This window comes from Microcystis sp. LE19-41.2A, from assembly GCF_027530405.1.
Lineage (GTDB): Bacteria > Cyanobacteriota > Cyanobacteriia > Cyanobacteriales > Microcystaceae > Microcystis > Microcystis aeruginosa.
The window spans coordinates 1-17,299 of record NZ_JAPZQJ010000091.1; the positions used below are offsets into that span (position 1 = coordinate 1).

The window sequence follows — 17,299 nt, forward strand, 5'->3', positions numbered from 1 at the left end:
ATTTAAAATATCTCCTTCTTTTAATTGTTCGAGTATATTCTCGGCTAGTCTTTTCGTATAGGTTCGTTTCTTGGCGACAAAATCTAACTCTTCGCTAAAGGGTTTCTGACAATTATCGCCCTTAAATTGACGACGATTAACTTGTAGGTACACTGGTTGACCTGAGATTGGTAAATCTTTGACTAAATGTCGATGATTTTGGTGTAGTTTATCGCTCTCTAACCCACAACGAGGACAGATTGCTTTTTGATTTTTCGATTCGATTCGTCAAACTATACCGATATTTTCTAGGTGTCGATAGCCTTGAATACAGGTTCCTTGTAGGTTCAAAAATTTGTCAAGTATCATAAGTAAAACACTCGGGTTTTTGGCCATTATATCAAATCTTAACTCGATTGTCTATCTTTTGGTATTAACCTATTTGTGCCTTAAGTCCTTCCCTGTATGGGTTTCAGCTACTTTTGAGCGTAGTTGCTCTCATCGAATTTTATTTTAAGTTAATTATTTGCATAACAATTCCCGAAGAGGCCGTTCATTTTATATAGCAATTCCCATAGTTGTGAGGTACAGAGTCTTAGGTTTTGAGGAGTCAGGAGTTAAGATTTTGGTGTACCTCATGAGATTGGGAAACGCTATATTTAATTCCACCCAGCTACTTAACTGATAACTGATAACTGATAACTGATAGCTATAAAAAAACCGACCAACAAGAGAGAATTCCCGTCAGTCAGTCGGTGATGATAGGCCGAATTTTACTCAGCTTTATTTCTTAGCGGGGGCAGCCTTAACGAGTTCCAATTCACTTTCAGCGAAGTTATTGGTATTCAGTCCACCGGCGCTACCACTAAAACCGTGGTAGTTAACAGTATCAAAACGGACGATAACGGGATAGTGGATACCACTTTTATCAACACTGGCTACGGTTCCTACATCGTTGTACCAGTAAGACTCTTTCCGTTTGACTCTAACTTTGGCTCCGCGTTCGATTCCAGGCATAGCTGTTGTTTTTTTTTAGGGTTTAGTTAACAGGTTACAATCAGAGCGAGTTTGCCGAAAGGGTTTTTACTTTAAGTTTTATTGCAAATCTTGCCACTCTGTTTGGACAAAATGCCCCGAACGTCCCCATAGGTCTGCCTTTGGTGCAATGTTAACGATTGTTAAGTTAAAGGGAATGGCTGTGGTCAGGTATTTTTGGGCCGACATTCCCACATCTGGCCCGATTTGAAAAGCGGCGGCGGTGGCTAAACCTAAGCCTAATAACTGAGAAATCGGACCTCTGGGTAAGAGAAGATGAGTTCCTAAGACTAAGCCGGCGGTTAAGGCTAAAGTTACCGATAAATTGGTGCCACAACGCGGATGTAATGCCAATTGCCCCTCGCCATTTTTGAGACGATGGAGTGCCTGTTTGGCGGCGATTTGCAGTTCATTTGTATTAATCTGTCCGTAGAGATAAAAACCCCTATCGGTGGACAGTCCCCCCAGGGCCTCGTTATCCGCAGGGGAGTGGTCAAAAGGCGATTGACGACGGGCAGCCATTTCGCTTAATACCCAGACGGTGGCGTGTTCCAAGGCGTGAACCTGTCGCAGGGTGAGAAATTCTTTGAAACCGGGGATAAAGCCGATTTGTGCCAGTAAATCGCTGTCTTGCTGGGGCGAGGGGTTAAACCAGTCAAAAGAGGGGTTAGAAGGGCTACTAGAGGTCATAAAGTTGCGCTAGGGGGAGTTTTTTCGAGGAAGATTAGGGGGCTATTGGGTTGCAAGGCGGTATCCCAGTAGGTGTCTTCAATGGGAATTGACCAGGGTGGTTTCGACAAAAAAGGGAAAATCTGACCACAGGGTAACTGCTGCTAGTTCTTGCTTTAGGTAAGGTTTGCTGAATAAATCTAAAAACCTTGTTGGATAAGACTTCTAGACTTTTTTGAAATCCAAAAGTGCCGGGCATGGGAGTGAGCAGGGGGAAAATTCCGGGACTTTTTCCCTGAAAATTGGGTAATTGACCACCTGAAAACGGGTAAAACCCTACACCCTACACCCTACACCCCACACCCTGCCCCCACAAAAAACTTTTTCAGCAAACCCTAGTTAAGAAGCGAAATGATTCCAGTTATCTCGATTGCTGGTCTTGGTCATAAAAACTATAGTCAATTAGCTGTCTAAATAGGCGTTAATGATAGCAAGAGCCACTAAGGGAGCGGTAATTGTTCTCAAAATGCGTTTTCCCAGTGATACAGGCACAAAATCAGCAGCGATCGCTTGTTCTATTTCTGTCTCCGTCCATCCCCCTTCCGGTCCAATGGCCATGGTTATCTCGGTTGATGTTTGTAATTGAGAAAGTAGCGGGGCCACTGTTCTACGGGTAACACCAATATAACAAGTTGTCTGTGGGTTAGCTCCCCGCTTAAGGATGGCTAAAAATGGCTGTGGTTCTTCGATAATGGGAATAATCTGTCTTTCTGATTGTTCTACAGCTTCCCGGGCAATTTTTCGCCAACGGTCAATTTTTTGAGGACTAGGATTGACTAAACCGCGTTCTGTCAGCAGCGGGATAATCCGATAAACTCCTAATTCGGTGGCAGCGCGAACGATATCATCAAAGCCATTTTTGGGAATTGCTACCATTAAATTCACTTGTACTGGTAGTTCGCTAGTTTCGTTTATCGCTTCTAAAAGATGGGCCGAATTATCAATTATTTCCGCTAACCACGCTTGTCCTTGTCCATTTAGGGCAATAAAACGGTCATGGGATTTTAAACGAACAACTTTTTTAAGATAATGACTTTGTTCGGGTGTTAAGACAATTAACCCGTTTTCTAGGGTATTAAAATCAAGAAGAAGACGATAATACAAGGCGGTTTAGTCTATATTGCTATTGTGTTCAGAATCACTGTCAGCTAAGTAGGTAGGTGTTAAAAGTTGTCAGATCCCCCCGCCTATCGGCACCCCCCTTATCAAGGGGGGCAGGGGGGATCAGAGGCAAAATCTATCTTCAATTTAATTATAACTACTTACTTATCTATTTTAGCTTTTATGGTGTTTTTGTATAAGGTTGAGAGTAGATTAGCTTATAGCAGTTATCTTAATGGTGAAGTACGAAGTTTTCCTTTTGGGTAGTCGGTCGTCAATACCAAATTAGGTTATACTTCATGTTTATGACAAAGGCTATAACTTACTATGGCCTTACCTACTCAGATATGTTATAAAATTTATCCTCATCAAGGTATATCTTGGCCAATAGGAATTAAGACTTGACAATCCCCACTCCCTAACCCACAAAAAATTCATGGACATAACTGCTAAAATTGAAGAACTGGCACAAAAATATGAGATACCTCCCCAACTGCTCAAGGAAGCCATGGCTTTAGAAGTAGAAAAAATTACTCTAAAAAATCGGCAGCTATCACCTAAAATTGTCAAACTTATCGAAAAATATACCGACTCCCCACAATCATAAATTTTATAGATATCTTGCATAATTTATTTTTGGTAAGTAGGGAGGCACAATTATTTGTAGGATGGGTTAGCGGTAGCGTAACATAATCGGGCGTTGGGTTTCATGCTTCAACCCAACCTACGTTCATCTTAAATTCCACCCACCCACTTAGTTTAAAAACGACAAAAATAAATATTAAGTTGCATAAAATATCTAAATAAACCATTCTTAATTTTCCTGATTACTGACCACTGGCTACTGACTCCTAACCAACCACAAAATTTTTGATTTTTACAAGAGTTCTTATGACTTTGAGACTGAAACAAATTCGCTTAACTAATTGGAAATGTTATCCTAGTCAAAATATTACTTTTAACCTGCATCCCGACAGAAAAATTCAGATTATCTTCGGTAATAATGGCCACGGTAAAACTTCTCTGATGACAGGTATTTTATGGTGTCTCTATGGTGGAGATATTGTATCTAAAGAGACTTTGAAAACCTATTTTTATCGAGGTGAGGGGGATTCTTCATCAGCAGAAGAAAAAGAAATGCGGGTAGAATTAAATTTTATTAAAAACGAGAAAAATTACTTTATCAGTCGCCAAGCGAAATTAAAATTTAATGGTAGCAGTTCCTATCCTAGCGTAGAGGAAGCATTATTTTATGAAGATGGAACCATGAGAAGTAACTCTAGGGAATATATCGAAGCATTGCTTCCTAAATCTATTCGAGATTTTTTCTGTTTTGATGGCTTAAAAATCGAACAATATACCCAGATAACTCAAACTAAAGAAGCAAAAGAAGCAATTGAAAAAGTTTTGGGTATCCCGGAATTAAGAAATCTGCGTGATGATACAGAAAAAGCCTTGCAAGAATTAGAAAACCGTTTAAATAAAGCCAAGGGAACCAGTCAAACCTTTAGAGATAAGCTGCAAGAATTACGAGAATTAGAAGAAGACATTGATCTTAAAAAAGGTCAGCTTAAAAATGCCAAAGATAGCGAAAAATATGCTATAATTATCTACCAAGACGCTCAAGAAAAAGCCGCTCAGATTGAAAGTTTACGAGAAAAATTAGAGGAAATTCATAACTTAGAGAAAAAGCGTATCGGTTTACAAACTCAGTTAGATAACCTGCAAAAGTCTATCGATTCTTGGTTAAAAAAAGCTTCGATACCTTTGCTGATTAACTTTGTACAGGAAATGGTCGATGATTTGCAAGTTACTAGCTTAAAAAGCACTTATAAAACTAATTCTACAGCAATTTTAAAAGCAATACTTGACGATGAAAGCTGTCTATGTGGTCGTTGTTTAGATAAAAATTCTCGGGACTTTATCCTTCAACAAATTGCCGAACTAGAGTCCTTAGAAGTGGATAACGCCACCAGAATAGAAAAAGACCAAATTAGAATTGATTTACAGGGAATTATGCGAGATAATGCTAAATTTAGCAATTATAGTCAATTACTTTTGCAAAGAGATCGTTTAGAAGAAGAAATCGAAGAAATTAATCAACATATTAGACAGCTAAAACAGGAAACCACGGGAATAGATCAAGACTCGGTGAGGGAGATTTGGCGAAAAGTTGGCGAATCTGGTAAAAATGTTGAGATGATCCAAGAAAGGATCGAACGCTTGCAAAAGGAAATCGAAATCAAAGAAAAGCAATTAGAAAATTTACGCAAAGAAGTGGAAATTTTAGCTAGTGAAAATCAGACCACATGGATGTTATCTAATCAGGTTAAAATGGCCAGAGGTTTAAAAAATGCCACTAACGAATTAATCGAATGGCATATCGATAATTCCCAAAAAATGATTAATCAAGTAACCAGCGATCGCTATTTACAAGTAACCAACAAACCGGAGGAATATAGAGGAGTAGAAATCACTCCCGAATACACTTTAGGAATCCGTACCATCACAGGAAAATTATTAAATCCCGATGTCTTAAGTGCGGGAGAAAAGGAAGCTTTAGCTTTTGCTTTTATCACAGGTTTAAATCAAATAACCGATACTTGTGTTCCCCTAATTATGGATACACCTTTTGGTCATTTAGATCAAGAACATCAAAAAAATATTATTAACTCTCTTCCTAATTTAAACTCCCAAGTAATTATTTTAGCCACGGATCGCGATCTTCCCGATCCACTTTTAAATCTCTTGCGTCCCCACACTACCGATATTTTAAAAATACACCGTTTGGCTGCCGATGAAGATGCTTCCGTGATTGAAGTGATGGAGAATTACTAATGCAGAGAATCGATCCCAGTTTGAAGATTTATGCCTCGGAAACTTCCAGAAATTATCTACAGGTACTAAAAGATAATAAAACCTTTGAGCGCATGGTAGATGCCTATTTATTCGCCGCTGCTTTTGCCATTAAACAAGACTTCAGTATCTACGGAACCACTCTGAGCAATCGACAAGATTTAATTACTATTAGCCAAATCGATCCAGAAGTTATTTTAGCTTTAACCGCAGGAATTTATATTATCTGTAAAAAGAATTCCTATCCTCAACCCAGCGATGGCAAAGAAGTTTTAGATAAGATCTGTCAATACGCAGAAGTGGGATTAAGGGAATTAAAAGAACGCTGGCAAGGCAAAGTCAGCAATCAAATCCAAGCTGATATTGAGAGAATTATCAATAATCTCTAAAATTCTCCCTATCTAACCATCTTTTTTAGGGATAACGACAAATTAGATTCTTTCCACACTGCCAAAAAAGACGGGTTCCACGCGAATAGCAATGACACTAGCCGGACGTAAAACCATATATTCCCCTTGGATATTTCTGATCGGAACATTGATAAAATCCTGGGAATCGGCTTTCGGAACTAATTCATTACTGTACCACTTTTGAAATTCTTGGATGGTCAAAAAACGGACTTCCTCGCGATGTCCACTGCTTAAGAACAAATGTACAGCGTACTCGTCAGCTTTTCTACTCATTTTTTTAACTAATCAGATTGAATTTTTGTAATAAAGTTGCCATTAAAGGCGGGAAAGTGAGACGCAATTCGCTCAGATCCGAGAAAATTAATTTTTGGTAGCTTGGCAGGTCAAAAGCTAGTTTACCCTTTAATTCCGCTCGATTTTGATAGGTTAACAGAATTTGTCCGCCCTGTTTACAAGCGATCGCATAACCTAATTCTACACCCACTAGGGGACTGGGCAGTAATTCCGTTTCCTTTTGGCTAATCGCCGTAGCATCGGCAATAAATAATAAACTTTTGCGAATTTGGCGTAATTGACTATCACTCAATCTGGTGACATTGCCCTCAGTTCGGGGCGTTTCTTCCATGGTTAAGGGCAAACGGGAGCGTTTATTGAGATTTTCGACGGTTTCGGTCAAAACTGTTTTTAAAGCGGTGCTAGAGTCCTTAAATTGGCTTTGGGAGCTAAAATAAATGACGGGATCCAACCAAGCGCTGAGGTCCTGTTTAGTAAAGTAAATTTCTTGGGAAATCAGGTCAATATTCGAGATGACGTAACCGCCACTACCTTCGAGGTAAAATTCCACCCTTTCCCCTTCTAGATAGCGTTGGAACCAGACAGAACCCTGTATCGTCAGACTATCATCGAGAAAATCGGCTCTTAAACCCGATTTTAAGAGACTATTGCGACTTAAGCGCAAGTCGTGGGGACGTTTGACAACCTCGCGGATAGGTTCGTATTTGTCCAGATACCAAGCTTTCAGGGCAATGATGGCCATAGGTGTGGCGATTAAAGACACTCACCCATTCTAGCAGTAAGCACCGATATCCTCTCCACATTCATCGGCTAGGTAAGAAAGAGCGCGAAATCTTAACATCATTAGGTTTTCGTAGAGGGGATTTAGCTTGCAAAGGGGCGGAATCTCTAGAATTGTCCGGCTAAATAGGGTAATTTTCCGCGCAAAGGGACATTGAGCCGGAATTAGACGACAAATCCGATGAGCCAGTGCAGGTGTATTAATTTCTAGGCGGTCAATTCGTTGCCGCAGGGGTTGCCATAAATCCCATTTTGGTTGCGGTGACGGGTTTTTCCGATTGCCTTTCGACCAAGGGGCGATCCAATTAGAGACAATTATTTTATTTGTGGTATAATCTGATACATCAGCATCGGCCATAGTCTTACCTTCTATTGATTGACTCATAAGGTTCTATCTGAGATTACGACAGGGCGAACAATCTTTCCCGAAAATCCTCTGGGACGTTCGGACATTTGACCGCTTTAACGATAACATCTCTGGGATAAAATTACTCGTTAAGACTACACAGTAACGCTGGGGCTGCGGAGAGGAAATTTGAACTTTTGTACTAATTCCCGATCTCCGAGTTATCACCTGAAAGCTAATAGGCAACAGACGACAATAAGATAACGTCACGAGTGAGTTTAACTAGATTAATCTCTAAGCTTCGCCCAAAGATATTGGCTCTGATTAGAGCTATTTCTAGGTTAGCAAAAACTCAGGTTTTTTCACGTCAGCATAGTACACTTTTTCTGGGTATAAAATATCACCCAGTTTTTGTCAAAGATACGCAATCCAAGCTGTGGGGTGTGGGGTGTGGGGTGTAGGGTGTGGGGTGTAGGGTGTGGGAATTATGAATTATGAATTGGAAATTGGGGAGTTTTTTGCTGTGAATAGTAAACTGTGAACTGATAACGGATAACTGATTACTGATAACTGATAACTGATTACTGATAACTGATTACTGATTACTGATTTACATTCTTTCCAAAACGGGGATACCCAAGAGATATAAGCCTAATTTGAGGGTTCTTGCCGTTAAATCACACAAAACTAAACGAGAGGTTTTAATCGGTTCTGCTGCTTTCAGAACGGGACAATTCTCGTAGAAACGATTATACTTTTTACTGAGTTCATAAAGATAATCACATAAACGATTGGGTAATAAATCCTCTTCCACGGCACTAATTACTTCCGGCAGTTGCAGTAATTGTTTAGCCAAAATTAATTCGCTTTCATCCTTGAGAATTAGCGGTGAATTGGCACTTAAATCCTGAAAATTAATACCACCTTCGCGACTGATACTCTGGACCCTAGCGTAAGCGTACAGCATATAGGGGGCGGTGTTGCCTTGCAGATTGAGCATTTTGTCGTAACTGAAAACGTAGTTACTATGGCGATTTTGGCTGAGATCGGCGTATTTAACGGCACTTAAACCGACAGTTTCGGCAGTCTTAGCGATAAAATCGCCGGTTTCTTCTCTTTCCTCGCTTGCCAGTCTTTTTTCTAAGTCAGCTAGGGAACAGGCGATCGCTTGATCGAGTAATTCTTGTAATTTTACCGTCTCCCCGGAACGAGTTTTTAATTTTTTACCATCTTCCCCTAAAACTAATCCAAAAGCGACGTGAACCACTGCCACATTATCGGGCAAAAATCCCGCTTTTTTAGCCACCTGAAATACTTGGGCAAAATGGTTAGCTTGTCCAGCATCGGTGACATAAATTATTCTTGCGGCTTTATCTTGACGCACTCGATAACAAATTGCCGCTAAATCGGTGGTGGCGTAATTATAACCGCCGTCGGATTTCTTGACAATTAGGGGTAAAGGATCGCCCTCTTTGTTGGTAAAACCATCGAGAAAGACGCATAAAGCACCGTTGTCTTCTGTTAGCAATCCCTGTTGATCTAATTCTCTGATTACCGCTTCCAGGTAGGGATTATAAAAAGATTCCCCCCTTTCGGTCAGTTTTATATCGAGAATATCATAGATTTTCTGAAATTCCCGTCGTGATTGTTGACAAAGTAACTGCCATGCTTGACGACTTTGAGGATCACCCGACTGTAATTTTACTACGGCTTGACGGGCAGTTTCTTTAAAGTTTTCGTCTTCATCAAAACGAATTTTGGCCTTTTTATAAAAGCTAACTAAATCCCCTAAATCGAGAGCATCTGCTTGGGTTAAAGCGCTAGGATAAGCTTCTTGTAGATAGGTGATTAACATCCCGAATTGAGTACCCCAATCCCCGACGTGATTAAGACGAATTACTTGATGATGACGAAATTCCAAAATCCGAGCAATACAATCACCGATTATAGTCGATCGCAAGTGACCGACGTGCATTTCTTTGGCAATATTGGGACTGGAAAAATCGACAATAATTTTTTGACTGGGGTTAGCAGCGGCAACTCCTAAACGGTTGTCAGTAATTAGGTCTTTTAATTGGGTTTCTAGATAACCGGGTTTCAGGGTAAGATTGATAAAACCAGGTCCGGCAATTTCGGGGGTTTGACAGAGATCATCTATCTCTAGATTTTTTAGTAAAGTTGTCGCTACTTCCCGCGGTTTTTGTTTTAATTCTTTGGCTAAAGAGAGGGAAATATTACATTGATAATCGCCAAAACGGGGGTTACTAGCGGCCACAATTAGAGGATCGGTATCAGCGAAGTTTTCCCCAAAGGATTTAACTAGGGATTGGGAAAAACGCTCTTTTATTTGTTGGATAATGGCAGTCATAGAGAGAATTTAGCAGTTAGGGATTAGACAAAAATCGGGAAGGAATCGGTTAGCTTCTTGGCAGTAACCCGATTATGGGTCGAATTAGCTACTGAAGATGGCGATTGATGGTATTCTTTCAAGATTTTTTTGATGATCTTTTGTGGTGTATTCATTATAGTTTCGAGCCAACGAGATTAACACTCCAGACAACTCAGGTTATTGACCATCTTACCTGATCATAATCTGAAGGCGAATCCAATGCAGCTGGCTGCTGGGAAACATTTGCTTTAATATAGTAAGTAAGCTTTACCAATAGTACAACCATGTTAGCCAGTTATATTGATCAAGCGATGGCATTGGCTCAATACGAAATCATCGAAGAAGATGGCACTTATTGGGGTGAAATTCCACCCCTTCAGGGAGTTTGGGCAAATCACGCCAATCTAGAAGATTGCCGGCAAGAATTGCGCGAAGCTTTAAGCGATTGGATTGCTTTGCGTCTGTGTTTAGGTTTGCCAATTCCATTGTTAGCAGGAATAGATCTTAATCTCCTTCCTCAACCCATGTCTTCAATTTAAGATATGCCTAAATTAACCGCCATATCATGGCTTAATCTAGTTCAAAGATTACGAGAACTTGGGTTTGACGGTCCCTACGCTGGGGGTAAACACCCTCAAATGCGTCGCGATAATTTAACGATAATTATCCCCAATCCTCATCAAGGTGAAATAGGGGTAGGACTGTTAAAACGCATTCTCAATCAAGCGGGTATTACCAGGGAAGAATGGCTGGGAGAATAGCAGGGAAAACACCGTATTTAACCTACTCCTTAACCAATAAAACCACGGCATAAACTGCGATACCTTCTTCTCGTCCTACCGGTCCCAATTGTTCGTTAGTAGTGGCTTTAATTCCCACCTGTTCCGGATTAATTTTGAGAGTTGCTGCTAACTTGGCTCGCATCGCAATAAGGTGGGATTTCATTTTCGGTTTTTCGGCGACAATTACCGAATCAATATTATTAATCTGCCAACCTTTATCGATAATTAATTGATTAACTTGTTCTAATAATTTTAAACTATTCGCCCCTTGCCATTGCGGGTCTGTGGGGGGAAAATAATGACCGATATCGCCTAAACTAAGCGCCCCCAGCATGGCATCCATAATAGCGTGGGTTAAGACATCGGCATCACTATGACCCAATAACCCGACAGTATGGGCAATTTCTACTCCTCCTAAAATTAAAGGTCTTCCTGTTACCAATCGGTGGATATCGTAGCCGTTACCAATACGAATATTCATAGAGCAGTCTCCTTGAAGTTATATTAATTATCTTATCGCAAAAGGGAACAAGTTAGGGAAATCTTTTCCCTAACTTGTCCTTATTAGTTAATTAGCTAGGAAGGATGAACTATTCTGCTGAAGTTTTTCCCAATACAATGAAAGCTTATACTAAATTGATTTTTGATAGTATCATTAACTGCCAATCCAACTTTAAAAACCCACTTGCCACTTGCCACTTCCCACTTACCACTCTATACTTGTTAAATAAGATTTAGTATAACTCGATCGCTGTTAAAATTGCGGTAGAATCAGGAGAGGGTTGGGTTTCATGCTTCAAACCAACCTACGTTCTTTTTCAATAAGATTTATAGCGTTTTTCAGTCTGCTGAGGTACAAAAGTTATGGGTTTTAGGCACTCATGCAAAAGGGAAGAAAAATAGGTGTACCTCACTAGCTTCGGAAACGCTATAGTTAAACACCGAATTTTGAACAATTATGCAACAATTTATTCAACAGTTAAAAATCGATTTATCCTTGACAGTGATCTAGCAGTTTCATCATTTACTTTCCTAAATATCCTTAGCTAATCATCGCCAATAAACCTTGATAAAAAATCTGAAAACTAGGAGAACAATTATGAGCAGGAGTCATAAATTGAGAAATTTCTCGGGCTGCTTTCACTTTTTCTAAACCTCCTCGATGATACCCAGCTTTTTGAAGTATCTTTTCTAAGTTTTCCCAAGTTCCCCCCGTAATTTCATCGGGTTTTCTGTATTTTGCTTGCTGTCCCACATTAGTAGAAACTTTGGGATAGGCTGAGACTATAGCCTGAATATCACCAAAAAACCAAGCTTCTAGTTCTTCTATAGCAATTCTATTTAACACCTGAAATGTTTTTTTATCTTCACTAATCGTTTTGGTGATCAGTCCTGTTTGTTGGGCAATATTTTCTAACTTTTCTTTGAGCATTTGACAATCTTCATTGTCTCTATCTACAAGAATAATGATTCGATAATCATCGGGTATCCAGCATTGATAGCCTTTTAATCGCTCCGGTAGTTTTTTGATTAAATCGGATTTACCTCGAAAGGCATGAATTTTATAGGTGACATTCTCAAATAATATTTTAGGTAAAATTTGATTTAAACATTCTTGGGTAGAAAATTCTTCAACTAAAAATTCAAGATGCACTTTTTCCCTCCTTTGCTATTAAACTTAAATGCTAGGATTCCCCACATCAAAATAGTCCTCCATCCATAATTGACCCAACAAAGCACCATTTTGAATAAATTCCTTAACTCCTTGCATTGCTGAAGTACGTTTAGCTTGAGTAAAACCATTTTCATCTCGATAAAGTACCCAAACCTCCTCTGGTTTCAAACCATCTACAAAAAAGGGAGAATGAGTTGTTACCATTAATTGTGTACTTGCGGTCGCTGCCCGACATTCTTCTGCTAATTCAGGTAATAAACGGGGATGAAGATGATTTTCTGGTTCTTCTATTCCCAGTAATTGCGGAGGGCTTGGATCATATAATATAGTTAAATAAGCCAACATTTTTAAAGTGCCATCGGAGGCAAATTTGGCAAGAATTGGCTCTTGAAAAGGTGCGTCTTTAATTTGAAGTAAAAGCTGTCCATTCGGCATAATAGATGCTTCTACTTTTTCTAATCTGGGAATTCGACGAGAAAGGGTTTGTAAAATAGATTCTAATCGTTGAGGATGATCTTCTTTTAAATATTGAATAACATTAGGTAAATTGTCACCAGTTGGCGATAATCTTTCTTGCGCTCCTGCTTCTGGTTGAGTGCGAGTATTATCTGCGGTTAAGTAGGAAAGATACCAACTTGTGATAAAACGACGCAAAGCACTAACCCGGGGATGTTTGGCCAATTGTCCGAGGGTACTAACAGCTAAAAATTCCGGGGAGTCTAATCGTTCAGAAATTCGTTCATCTTTTGGTTTGGGATTTTCTCCACTAATCACTATTCCTCCCCCTTCTTTAAAGTCTAAAAAGCGATAAGGTTTGCCCTTCGCTCCTTGTCTCCACTGTAACCATTCTTCGGCAACATAAGGGCGATTGTTAGCTTCATTAATAGCCAAATGATAGGTAATTAAAGGTGATGCCAATTTTTCTCGATATTTTAATTCGATAATGATGTAACCTTCTTGTCCTCTGGTTCTTAATTCTTTAAATCTTCCCCGTCTGTCCCAAGCTTTTTTTAAACCAACAGTAAAACATTCAGAGAGGAAAGCAAAGACATCAAATATGGTAGATTTTCCGCTCCCATTAGGACCGAGAAAAACGGTTAAAGGAGTAATGCTTTTTAATTCTAAGTCCTGTAAAGCTCGGTAATTTTGCACGCGCAGATTTTCGATTCGAGGTATAGAGTTTTTAGACATTGATTGTTGCTCTCTGCTGCTTTTAGCTCGTCTTGTCCCAGATTAGCTGTTAATTTTCCCAGTTCCCGCAAAAAACTGGTCAATTTTTAGTAATCTCGCTCTTCTGGACTGGTTATAGCAAATTAGCTCTCCTGATTCTACCGCAATTTTAACAGCGATCGAGTTATACTAAATCTTATTTAACAAGAACGTAGGTTGGGCTTCGGCCGTGAGCTTTTGCCGAACGGTTGAAGCATGAAACCCAACGCTCTCCCGATTCTGCCGCACTCCGAGTTTTTTCTTGGGGATAATCTCCTAACTTCTGACCATCTACTGTCGATTACCGCAAAGGATAGCCATTTATTCTATCAGATTGAGAAGATATTAAGTATGATAACACTTGTGATTATGTTTTTCGCTGCCTTGCTGGCAGCTGCCGATTTTACTTACCAAGTTTTGATTCATTTTCCCGTACAAATCCTCAATTTTTTGGGGTCGTTACTGTCCTATGGAGTGATTGTACTGATAATTTTTGTCCTAGTGTGGATTGTGGGTGACTGATTTCTCAGGGAAAAAAAATGAGAGAATCAGCCTTAGCCAATTCTCCCCAATTTAAGCCAACTTTTAGTTTTTACTGTTCACTAGCCACTGCTTGGGGTTGTCCTTGCGGTTGGAATTGGAACATGGAATAAACCACATTGCGACGGATATCAATCATCATTTCTAAAAACATCTCGTAGCCTTCCTGTTTATACTCAATTAGGGGGTCTTTTTGACCGTAACCGCGTAAACCAATCGACTCGCGTAAAGCTTCCATAGCTTGCAGGTGTTCGCGCCATAACATATCGATTTGTTGCAGGATAAAATAACGTTCGGCATCGCGCATTAAACCGGCGCGAATATTATCCACTTGACGTTCTTTAATTTCGTAGGCTTTACGAACTTCTTCGTGTAGGAACATCTTGATATCATTGACACTCATATCCTCGACATCTTTAGCGGTAATATCTGCCAAGAGATAGACGAATTCCTGAGATTTACTAATCAGTTTTTCTAAATCCCATTCTTCCGCCGGCAGTTCGGGATTCACATAAGCCATGACGATTTCATCCATGGTTTTTTCGGCGTATTGCAGCACCTGTTCTTTTAAGTCCATCCCCTCCAAAACCCGACGACGTTCGGCATAAATAGCGCGTCGTTGATTATTCATCACCTCGTCGTATTCAAACACCTGTTTCCGGGCATCATAATAGAAGGTTTCCACTTTTCTTTGCGCGCCTTCCAGGGAACGAGTTAACATTCCCGACTCAATGGGCATATCTTCTTCCACCCGGAAGGCATCCATTAAACCCGCCACGCGGTCGCCACCAAAAATCCGCAATAAATTGTCTTCTAGGCTTAAAAAGAAGCGTGTAGAACCGGGGTCGCCCTGTCTGCCCGCCCGGCCTCGCAATTGGTTGTCAATACGGCGGGATTCGTGGCGTTCCGTCCCGATAACGTGCAGTCCGCCCCTTTCTACTACTTCATCGTGTTCTTTACCCGTGTAATCTTCATAACTTTTGCGAATTAATTTATAGACTTCCCGTAACTTTTGAATAACCGGGTCATCCGTGGGAGCTTTTTCGGCCGCGATGGCGATTTTTTCTTCTACTTCTAATTCGGGTAAACTTTGAGTTCCGTGGGTATCAACGGCAAATTTAACCGCTTCTTTCAGGGCATTTTCTACCTCTTTCGGTAACTCGGTGGGAAAAATTTCCGCCGAGGCACGCCAGTTTTTTTTCTTCTTACCCGGGGCGAATCCTTGCGGGCGATTGCGTTCTCCTAAACTGGGTAAACTAAAGGCCAAATTGTCATCCTCGGGCATAACTAATTTCGGCATTAAATACTCGCGAATTTTCAATCGGGCCATATAGTCGGAGTTACCACCGAGGATGATATCGGTTCCCCGTCCCGCCATGTTCGTGGCAATGGTTACGGCCCCGGCCCGGCCTGCTTGGGCGACGATTTCCGATTCCCTTTCCACGTTTTCCGGACGAGCATTAAGTAAGTTATGGGGAATCTTTCTTTCCTGTAATAAAAGCGAAAGCACTTCCGATTTTTCCACACTGGTAGTACCGACTAAAACCGGGCGACCCTGTTCGTGCATTTGTTGACATTCTTCAGCGACGGCGTTCCATTTTGCCTGTTCATTTTTATAGACCACATCGGCTAAATCTTGCCGACGAGAAACGCGGTTAGTGGGAATAATTGTTACTTGCAGGTTATAGACTTTTTCTAGTTCCGTTTCTTCGGTTTTGGCCGTCCCGGTCATGCCGGATAATTTCGGATAGAGTAGGAAAAAGTTTTGATAGGTAATCGTGGCTAAGGTTTGGGTTTCCTGTTGAATTTCTACCCCTTCCTTAGCCTCCACTGCCTGATGCAAACCATCGCCCCAACGTCGCCCCGGTAATACCCGTCCCGTGAACTCATCAACGATAACAATTTCACCACTGCGGACGATATAGTTAACGTCTTTTTTCTGGAGTTCTTTGGCACGAATAGCGTTAGAAATATAGTGCGCCCAGGGATTTTCTTGGTCGTATAAATCGGTGACTTCTAATAGTTCTTCCGCTCTTTTAAAGCCTTCATCGGTCATTAAAACGTTACGGTCTTTTTCGTTAACTTCGTAGTCTCCCGGTCCGTCTTCTACTTCTTGGCGCACTAATTGCTTGGCGATTTCGGCGGCGAGAATATATTTTTCTGTGGGTCGATCGATCGCTCCTGATATAATTAATGGGGTTCTCGCTTCATCGATAAGAATGGAGTCCACTTCGTCGATAACGCAGTAGTTAAAGGGTCTTTGGACAACTTCCCCCATCACTGTAGCCATGTTATCGCGCAGATAATCGAAGCCGAGTTCGCTGTTAGTGGTGTAGGTGATGTCACAGGCATAATTTTTCTTTCTTTCTTCTGGACTCATGCCGGCTTGAATTAGTCCCACACTTAACCCTAAAAAGCGGTGTACCTGCCCCATCCATTCCGCGTCACGACGGGCGAGATAATCGTTGACGGTGACGACGTGAACCCCTTTTCCGGTCAATCCATTCAAATAAGCGGGGAGTGTGGCAACTAGGGTTTTTCCTTCCCCGGTTTTCATCTCGGCGATTTGTCCTTTGTGCAGTACCATTCCCCCCAATAACTGCACGTCAAAGTGACGCATCCCTAAGACTCGGATTCCCGCTTCCCGGACAATGGCGAAAGCTTCGGGGAGTATTTCCTCGAGAATCTCCTCTCTTTGCTCATAATTTCTCGCTTTGTCCAATCTTTCCTTAAATTCGCTGGTTTTGCTCCTTAATTCCTCATCGGACAGGTTTTTAATGTCTTCTTCCAGCAGGTTGATTTCGGTGACGAGGGGCTGAAATTTTTTAATTTTGCGGGCGTTGGGATCTCCGAGTAGGGCTTTTAACATAGCAGTTTTTATTCTCTCGCTTCGATTGGCTCTTGGTCTGTGGTGTTAACAATTGTATCACTCTCGTTGGGAGTGGAGAATCATTTATCGGTGAACAGGGACGGCGTTGTCAGATTCAGAAGAGGAAAGATGCAATGCTCCCAACTGATTCGGAGCATCTTTCAATTTGACAACGCCGATTGTAGGGCTAATTCATGAATTAGCCCTACGCCGATTGTAGGGCTAATTCCACTGCTAAATCGAGCGACTCTTGTTCCCCACTTAAGCCCAACTATCGGCACTATTCGTTCATTAAACACTAATTG

The 17,299-nt window shown here is 40.9% G+C and carries 17 protein-coding genes and 1 pseudogene; 6 read left to right on the plus strand and 12 right to left on the minus strand.

Annotation, left to right across the window (positions count from 1 at the left end):
- The 4 genes and pseudogenes from O9290_RS03900 to O9290_RS03915 all read right to left on the minus strand — a co-directional run.
- Positions 1-348: pseudogene (locus tag O9290_RS03900) on the minus strand (transposase family protein); the annotation flags it as partial.
- Positions 349-762: 414 nt separating this feature from the next.
- Positions 763-996: a photosystem I reaction center subunit IV gene (locus O9290_RS03905; protein ID WP_002760713.1), complete on the minus strand. Its 234-nt coding sequence runs from the start codon at positions 994-996 to the stop codon at positions 763-765.
- Positions 997-1,074: 78 nt separating this feature from the next.
- The gene (locus O9290_RS03910) at positions 1,075-1,704 is read right to left on the minus strand and encodes a DUF6391 domain-containing protein (RefSeq protein ID WP_002760715.1); all 630 of its coding nucleotides are present in this window, start codon (positions 1,702-1,704) and stop codon (positions 1,075-1,077) included.
- A gap of 441 nt (positions 1,705-2,145) precedes the next feature.
- Positions 2,146-2,847, minus strand: coding sequence for a 16S rRNA (uracil(1498)-N(3))-methyltransferase (locus O9290_RS03915; RefSeq protein ID WP_002760717.1), 702 nt, complete (start codon positions 2,845-2,847; stop codon positions 2,146-2,148).
- A 433-nt stretch (positions 2,848-3,280) separates the two neighbouring features.
- Here O9290_RS03915 and O9290_RS03920 point away from each other — a divergent pair, with 433 nt between their 5' ends.
- From O9290_RS03920 to O9290_RS03930, 3 genes are all read left to right on the plus strand, one after another.
- The gene (locus O9290_RS03920) at positions 3,281-3,451 is read left to right on the plus strand and encodes a hypothetical protein (protein ID WP_002760719.1); all 171 of its coding nucleotides are present in this window, start codon (positions 3,281-3,283) and stop codon (positions 3,449-3,451) included.
- A gap of 284 nt (positions 3,452-3,735) precedes the next feature.
- Positions 3,736-5,682, plus strand: coding sequence for an AAA family ATPase (locus O9290_RS03925; protein WP_288055173.1), 1,947 nt, complete (start codon positions 3,736-3,738; stop codon positions 5,680-5,682).
- A complete protein-coding gene (locus tag O9290_RS03930) occupies positions 5,682-6,089 on the plus strand; it encodes a hypothetical protein (protein WP_002760723.1) in 408 nt (135 codons plus the stop codon). The genes O9290_RS03925 and O9290_RS03930 overlap by 1 nt, the downstream gene beginning before the upstream one ends.
- Positions 6,090-6,131: 42 nt before the next feature.
- Here O9290_RS03930 and O9290_RS03935 read toward each other — a convergent pair whose 3' ends face one another.
- From O9290_RS03935 to argS, 4 genes are all read right to left on the minus strand, one after another.
- Entirely contained in the window at positions 6,132-6,383 is a 252-nt protein-coding gene (locus O9290_RS03935; protein WP_002760725.1) for a hypothetical protein, read from the minus strand.
- Positions 6,384-6,387: 4 nt separating this feature from the next.
- A complete protein-coding gene (locus tag O9290_RS03940) occupies positions 6,388-7,146 on the minus strand; it encodes a hypothetical protein (protein WP_002760726.1) in 759 nt (252 codons plus the stop codon).
- 30 nt (positions 7,147-7,176) lie between these two features.
- Positions 7,177-7,569, minus strand: coding sequence for a Mo-dependent nitrogenase C-terminal domain-containing protein (locus tag O9290_RS03945; protein WP_002760729.1), 393 nt, complete (start codon positions 7,567-7,569; stop codon positions 7,177-7,179).
- 571 nt (positions 7,570-8,140) lie between these two features.
- On the minus strand, positions 8,141-9,898 hold the full coding sequence (gene argS / locus O9290_RS03950; RefSeq protein ID WP_002760730.1) for an arginine--tRNA ligase: 1,758 nt from the start codon (positions 9,896-9,898) through the stop codon (positions 8,141-8,143).
- Between the two features lie 305 nt (positions 9,899-10,203).
- Here argS and O9290_RS03955 point away from each other — a divergent pair, with 305 nt between their 5' ends.
- Together O9290_RS03955 and O9290_RS03960 are read left to right on the plus strand one after the other, a co-directional pair.
- Positions 10,204-10,458: a type II toxin-antitoxin system HicB family antitoxin gene (locus O9290_RS03955; RefSeq protein ID WP_002760732.1), complete on the plus strand. Its 255-nt coding sequence runs from the start codon at positions 10,204-10,206 to the stop codon at positions 10,456-10,458.
- Positions 10,459-10,461: 3 nt separating this feature from the next.
- Positions 10,462-10,680 (plus strand): type II toxin-antitoxin system HicA family toxin, encoded by a 219-nt coding sequence (locus tag O9290_RS03960; protein WP_002760734.1) that lies wholly within the window; start codon positions 10,462-10,464, stop codon positions 10,678-10,680.
- Between the two features lie 22 nt (positions 10,681-10,702).
- Here the strand turns inward: O9290_RS03960 and ispF are convergent, their stop codons facing one another.
- The 3 genes from ispF to O9290_RS03975 form a co-directional block, all read right to left on the minus strand.
- Complete coding sequence (ispF, locus tag O9290_RS03965) at positions 10,703-11,182, minus strand: 2-C-methyl-D-erythritol 2,4-cyclodiphosphate synthase (protein WP_002760736.1); 480 nt, start codon at positions 11,180-11,182, stop codon at positions 10,703-10,705.
- A gap of 561 nt (positions 11,183-11,743) precedes the next feature.
- The gene (locus O9290_RS03970; protein ID WP_002799501.1) at positions 11,744-12,355 is read right to left on the minus strand and encodes a DUF4276 family protein; all 612 of its coding nucleotides are present in this window, start codon (positions 12,353-12,355) and stop codon (positions 11,744-11,746) included.
- A gap of 24 nt (positions 12,356-12,379) precedes the next feature.
- Complete coding sequence (locus tag O9290_RS03975) at positions 12,380-13,567, minus strand: AAA family ATPase (protein WP_012266144.1); 1,188 nt, start codon at positions 13,565-13,567, stop codon at positions 12,380-12,382.
- Between the two features lie 369 nt (positions 13,568-13,936).
- Between O9290_RS03975 and O9290_RS03980 the strand changes: the two genes are divergently transcribed.
- Complete coding sequence (locus O9290_RS03980; RefSeq protein ID WP_043999209.1) at positions 13,937-14,107, plus strand: hypothetical protein; 171 nt, start codon at positions 13,937-13,939, stop codon at positions 14,105-14,107.
- A 70-nt stretch (positions 14,108-14,177) separates the two neighbouring features.
- On the opposite strand, the gene secA is transcribed toward O9290_RS03980, so the two are convergent.
- A complete protein-coding gene (gene secA / locus O9290_RS03985) occupies positions 14,178-16,994 on the minus strand; it encodes a preprotein translocase subunit SecA (protein ID WP_288055177.1) in 2,817 nt (938 codons plus the stop codon).
- Positions 16,995-17,299: the final 305 nt, after the last annotated feature.

Excerpts from the sequence above, each read along its gene's own strand:
- O9290_RS03905 (WP_002760713.1), bottom strand. The coding sequence starts at position 996 with ATGCCTGGAATCGAACGCGGAGCCAAAGTTAGAGTCAAACGGAAAGAG.
- O9290_RS03910 (WP_002760715.1), bottom strand. The coding sequence starts at position 1,704 with ATGACCTCTAGTAGCCCTTCTAACCCCTCTTTTGACTGGTTTAACCCC.
- O9290_RS03920 (WP_002760719.1), top strand. The coding sequence starts at position 3,281 with ATGGACATAACTGCTAAAATTGAAGAACTGGCACAAAAATATGAGATA.
- O9290_RS03925 (WP_288055173.1), top strand. The coding sequence starts at position 3,736 with ATGACTTTGAGACTGAAACAAATTCGCTTAACTAATTGGAAATGTTAT.
- O9290_RS03930 (WP_002760723.1), top strand. The coding sequence starts at position 5,682 with ATGCAGAGAATCGATCCCAGTTTGAAGATTTATGCCTCGGAAACTTCC.
- O9290_RS03935 (WP_002760725.1), bottom strand. The coding sequence starts at position 6,383 with ATGAGTAGAAAAGCTGACGAGTACGCTGTACATTTGTTCTTAAGCAGT.
- O9290_RS03940 (WP_002760726.1), bottom strand. The coding sequence starts at position 7,146 with ATGGCCATCATTGCCCTGAAAGCTTGGTATCTGGACAAATACGAACCT.
- O9290_RS03945 (WP_002760729.1), bottom strand. The coding sequence starts at position 7,569 with ATGAGTCAATCAATAGAAGGTAAGACTATGGCCGATGCTGATGTATCA.
- argS (WP_002760730.1), bottom strand. The coding sequence starts at position 9,898 with ATGACTGCCATTATCCAACAAATAAAAGAGCGTTTTTCCCAATCCCTA.
- O9290_RS03955 (WP_002760732.1), top strand. The coding sequence starts at position 10,204 with ATGTTAGCCAGTTATATTGATCAAGCGATGGCATTGGCTCAATACGAA.
- O9290_RS03960 (WP_002760734.1), top strand. The coding sequence starts at position 10,462 with ATGCCTAAATTAACCGCCATATCATGGCTTAATCTAGTTCAAAGATTA.
- ispF (WP_002760736.1), bottom strand. The coding sequence starts at position 11,182 with ATGAATATTCGTATTGGTAACGGCTACGATATCCACCGATTGGTAACA.
- O9290_RS03975 (WP_012266144.1), bottom strand. The coding sequence starts at position 13,567 with ATGTCTAAAAACTCTATACCTCGAATCGAAAATCTGCGCGTGCAAAAT.
- O9290_RS03980 (WP_043999209.1), top strand. The coding sequence starts at position 13,937 with ATGATAACACTTGTGATTATGTTTTTCGCTGCCTTGCTGGCAGCTGCC.
- secA (WP_288055177.1), bottom strand. The coding sequence starts at position 16,994 with ATGTTAAAAGCCCTACTCGGAGATCCCAACGCCCGCAAAATTAAAAAA.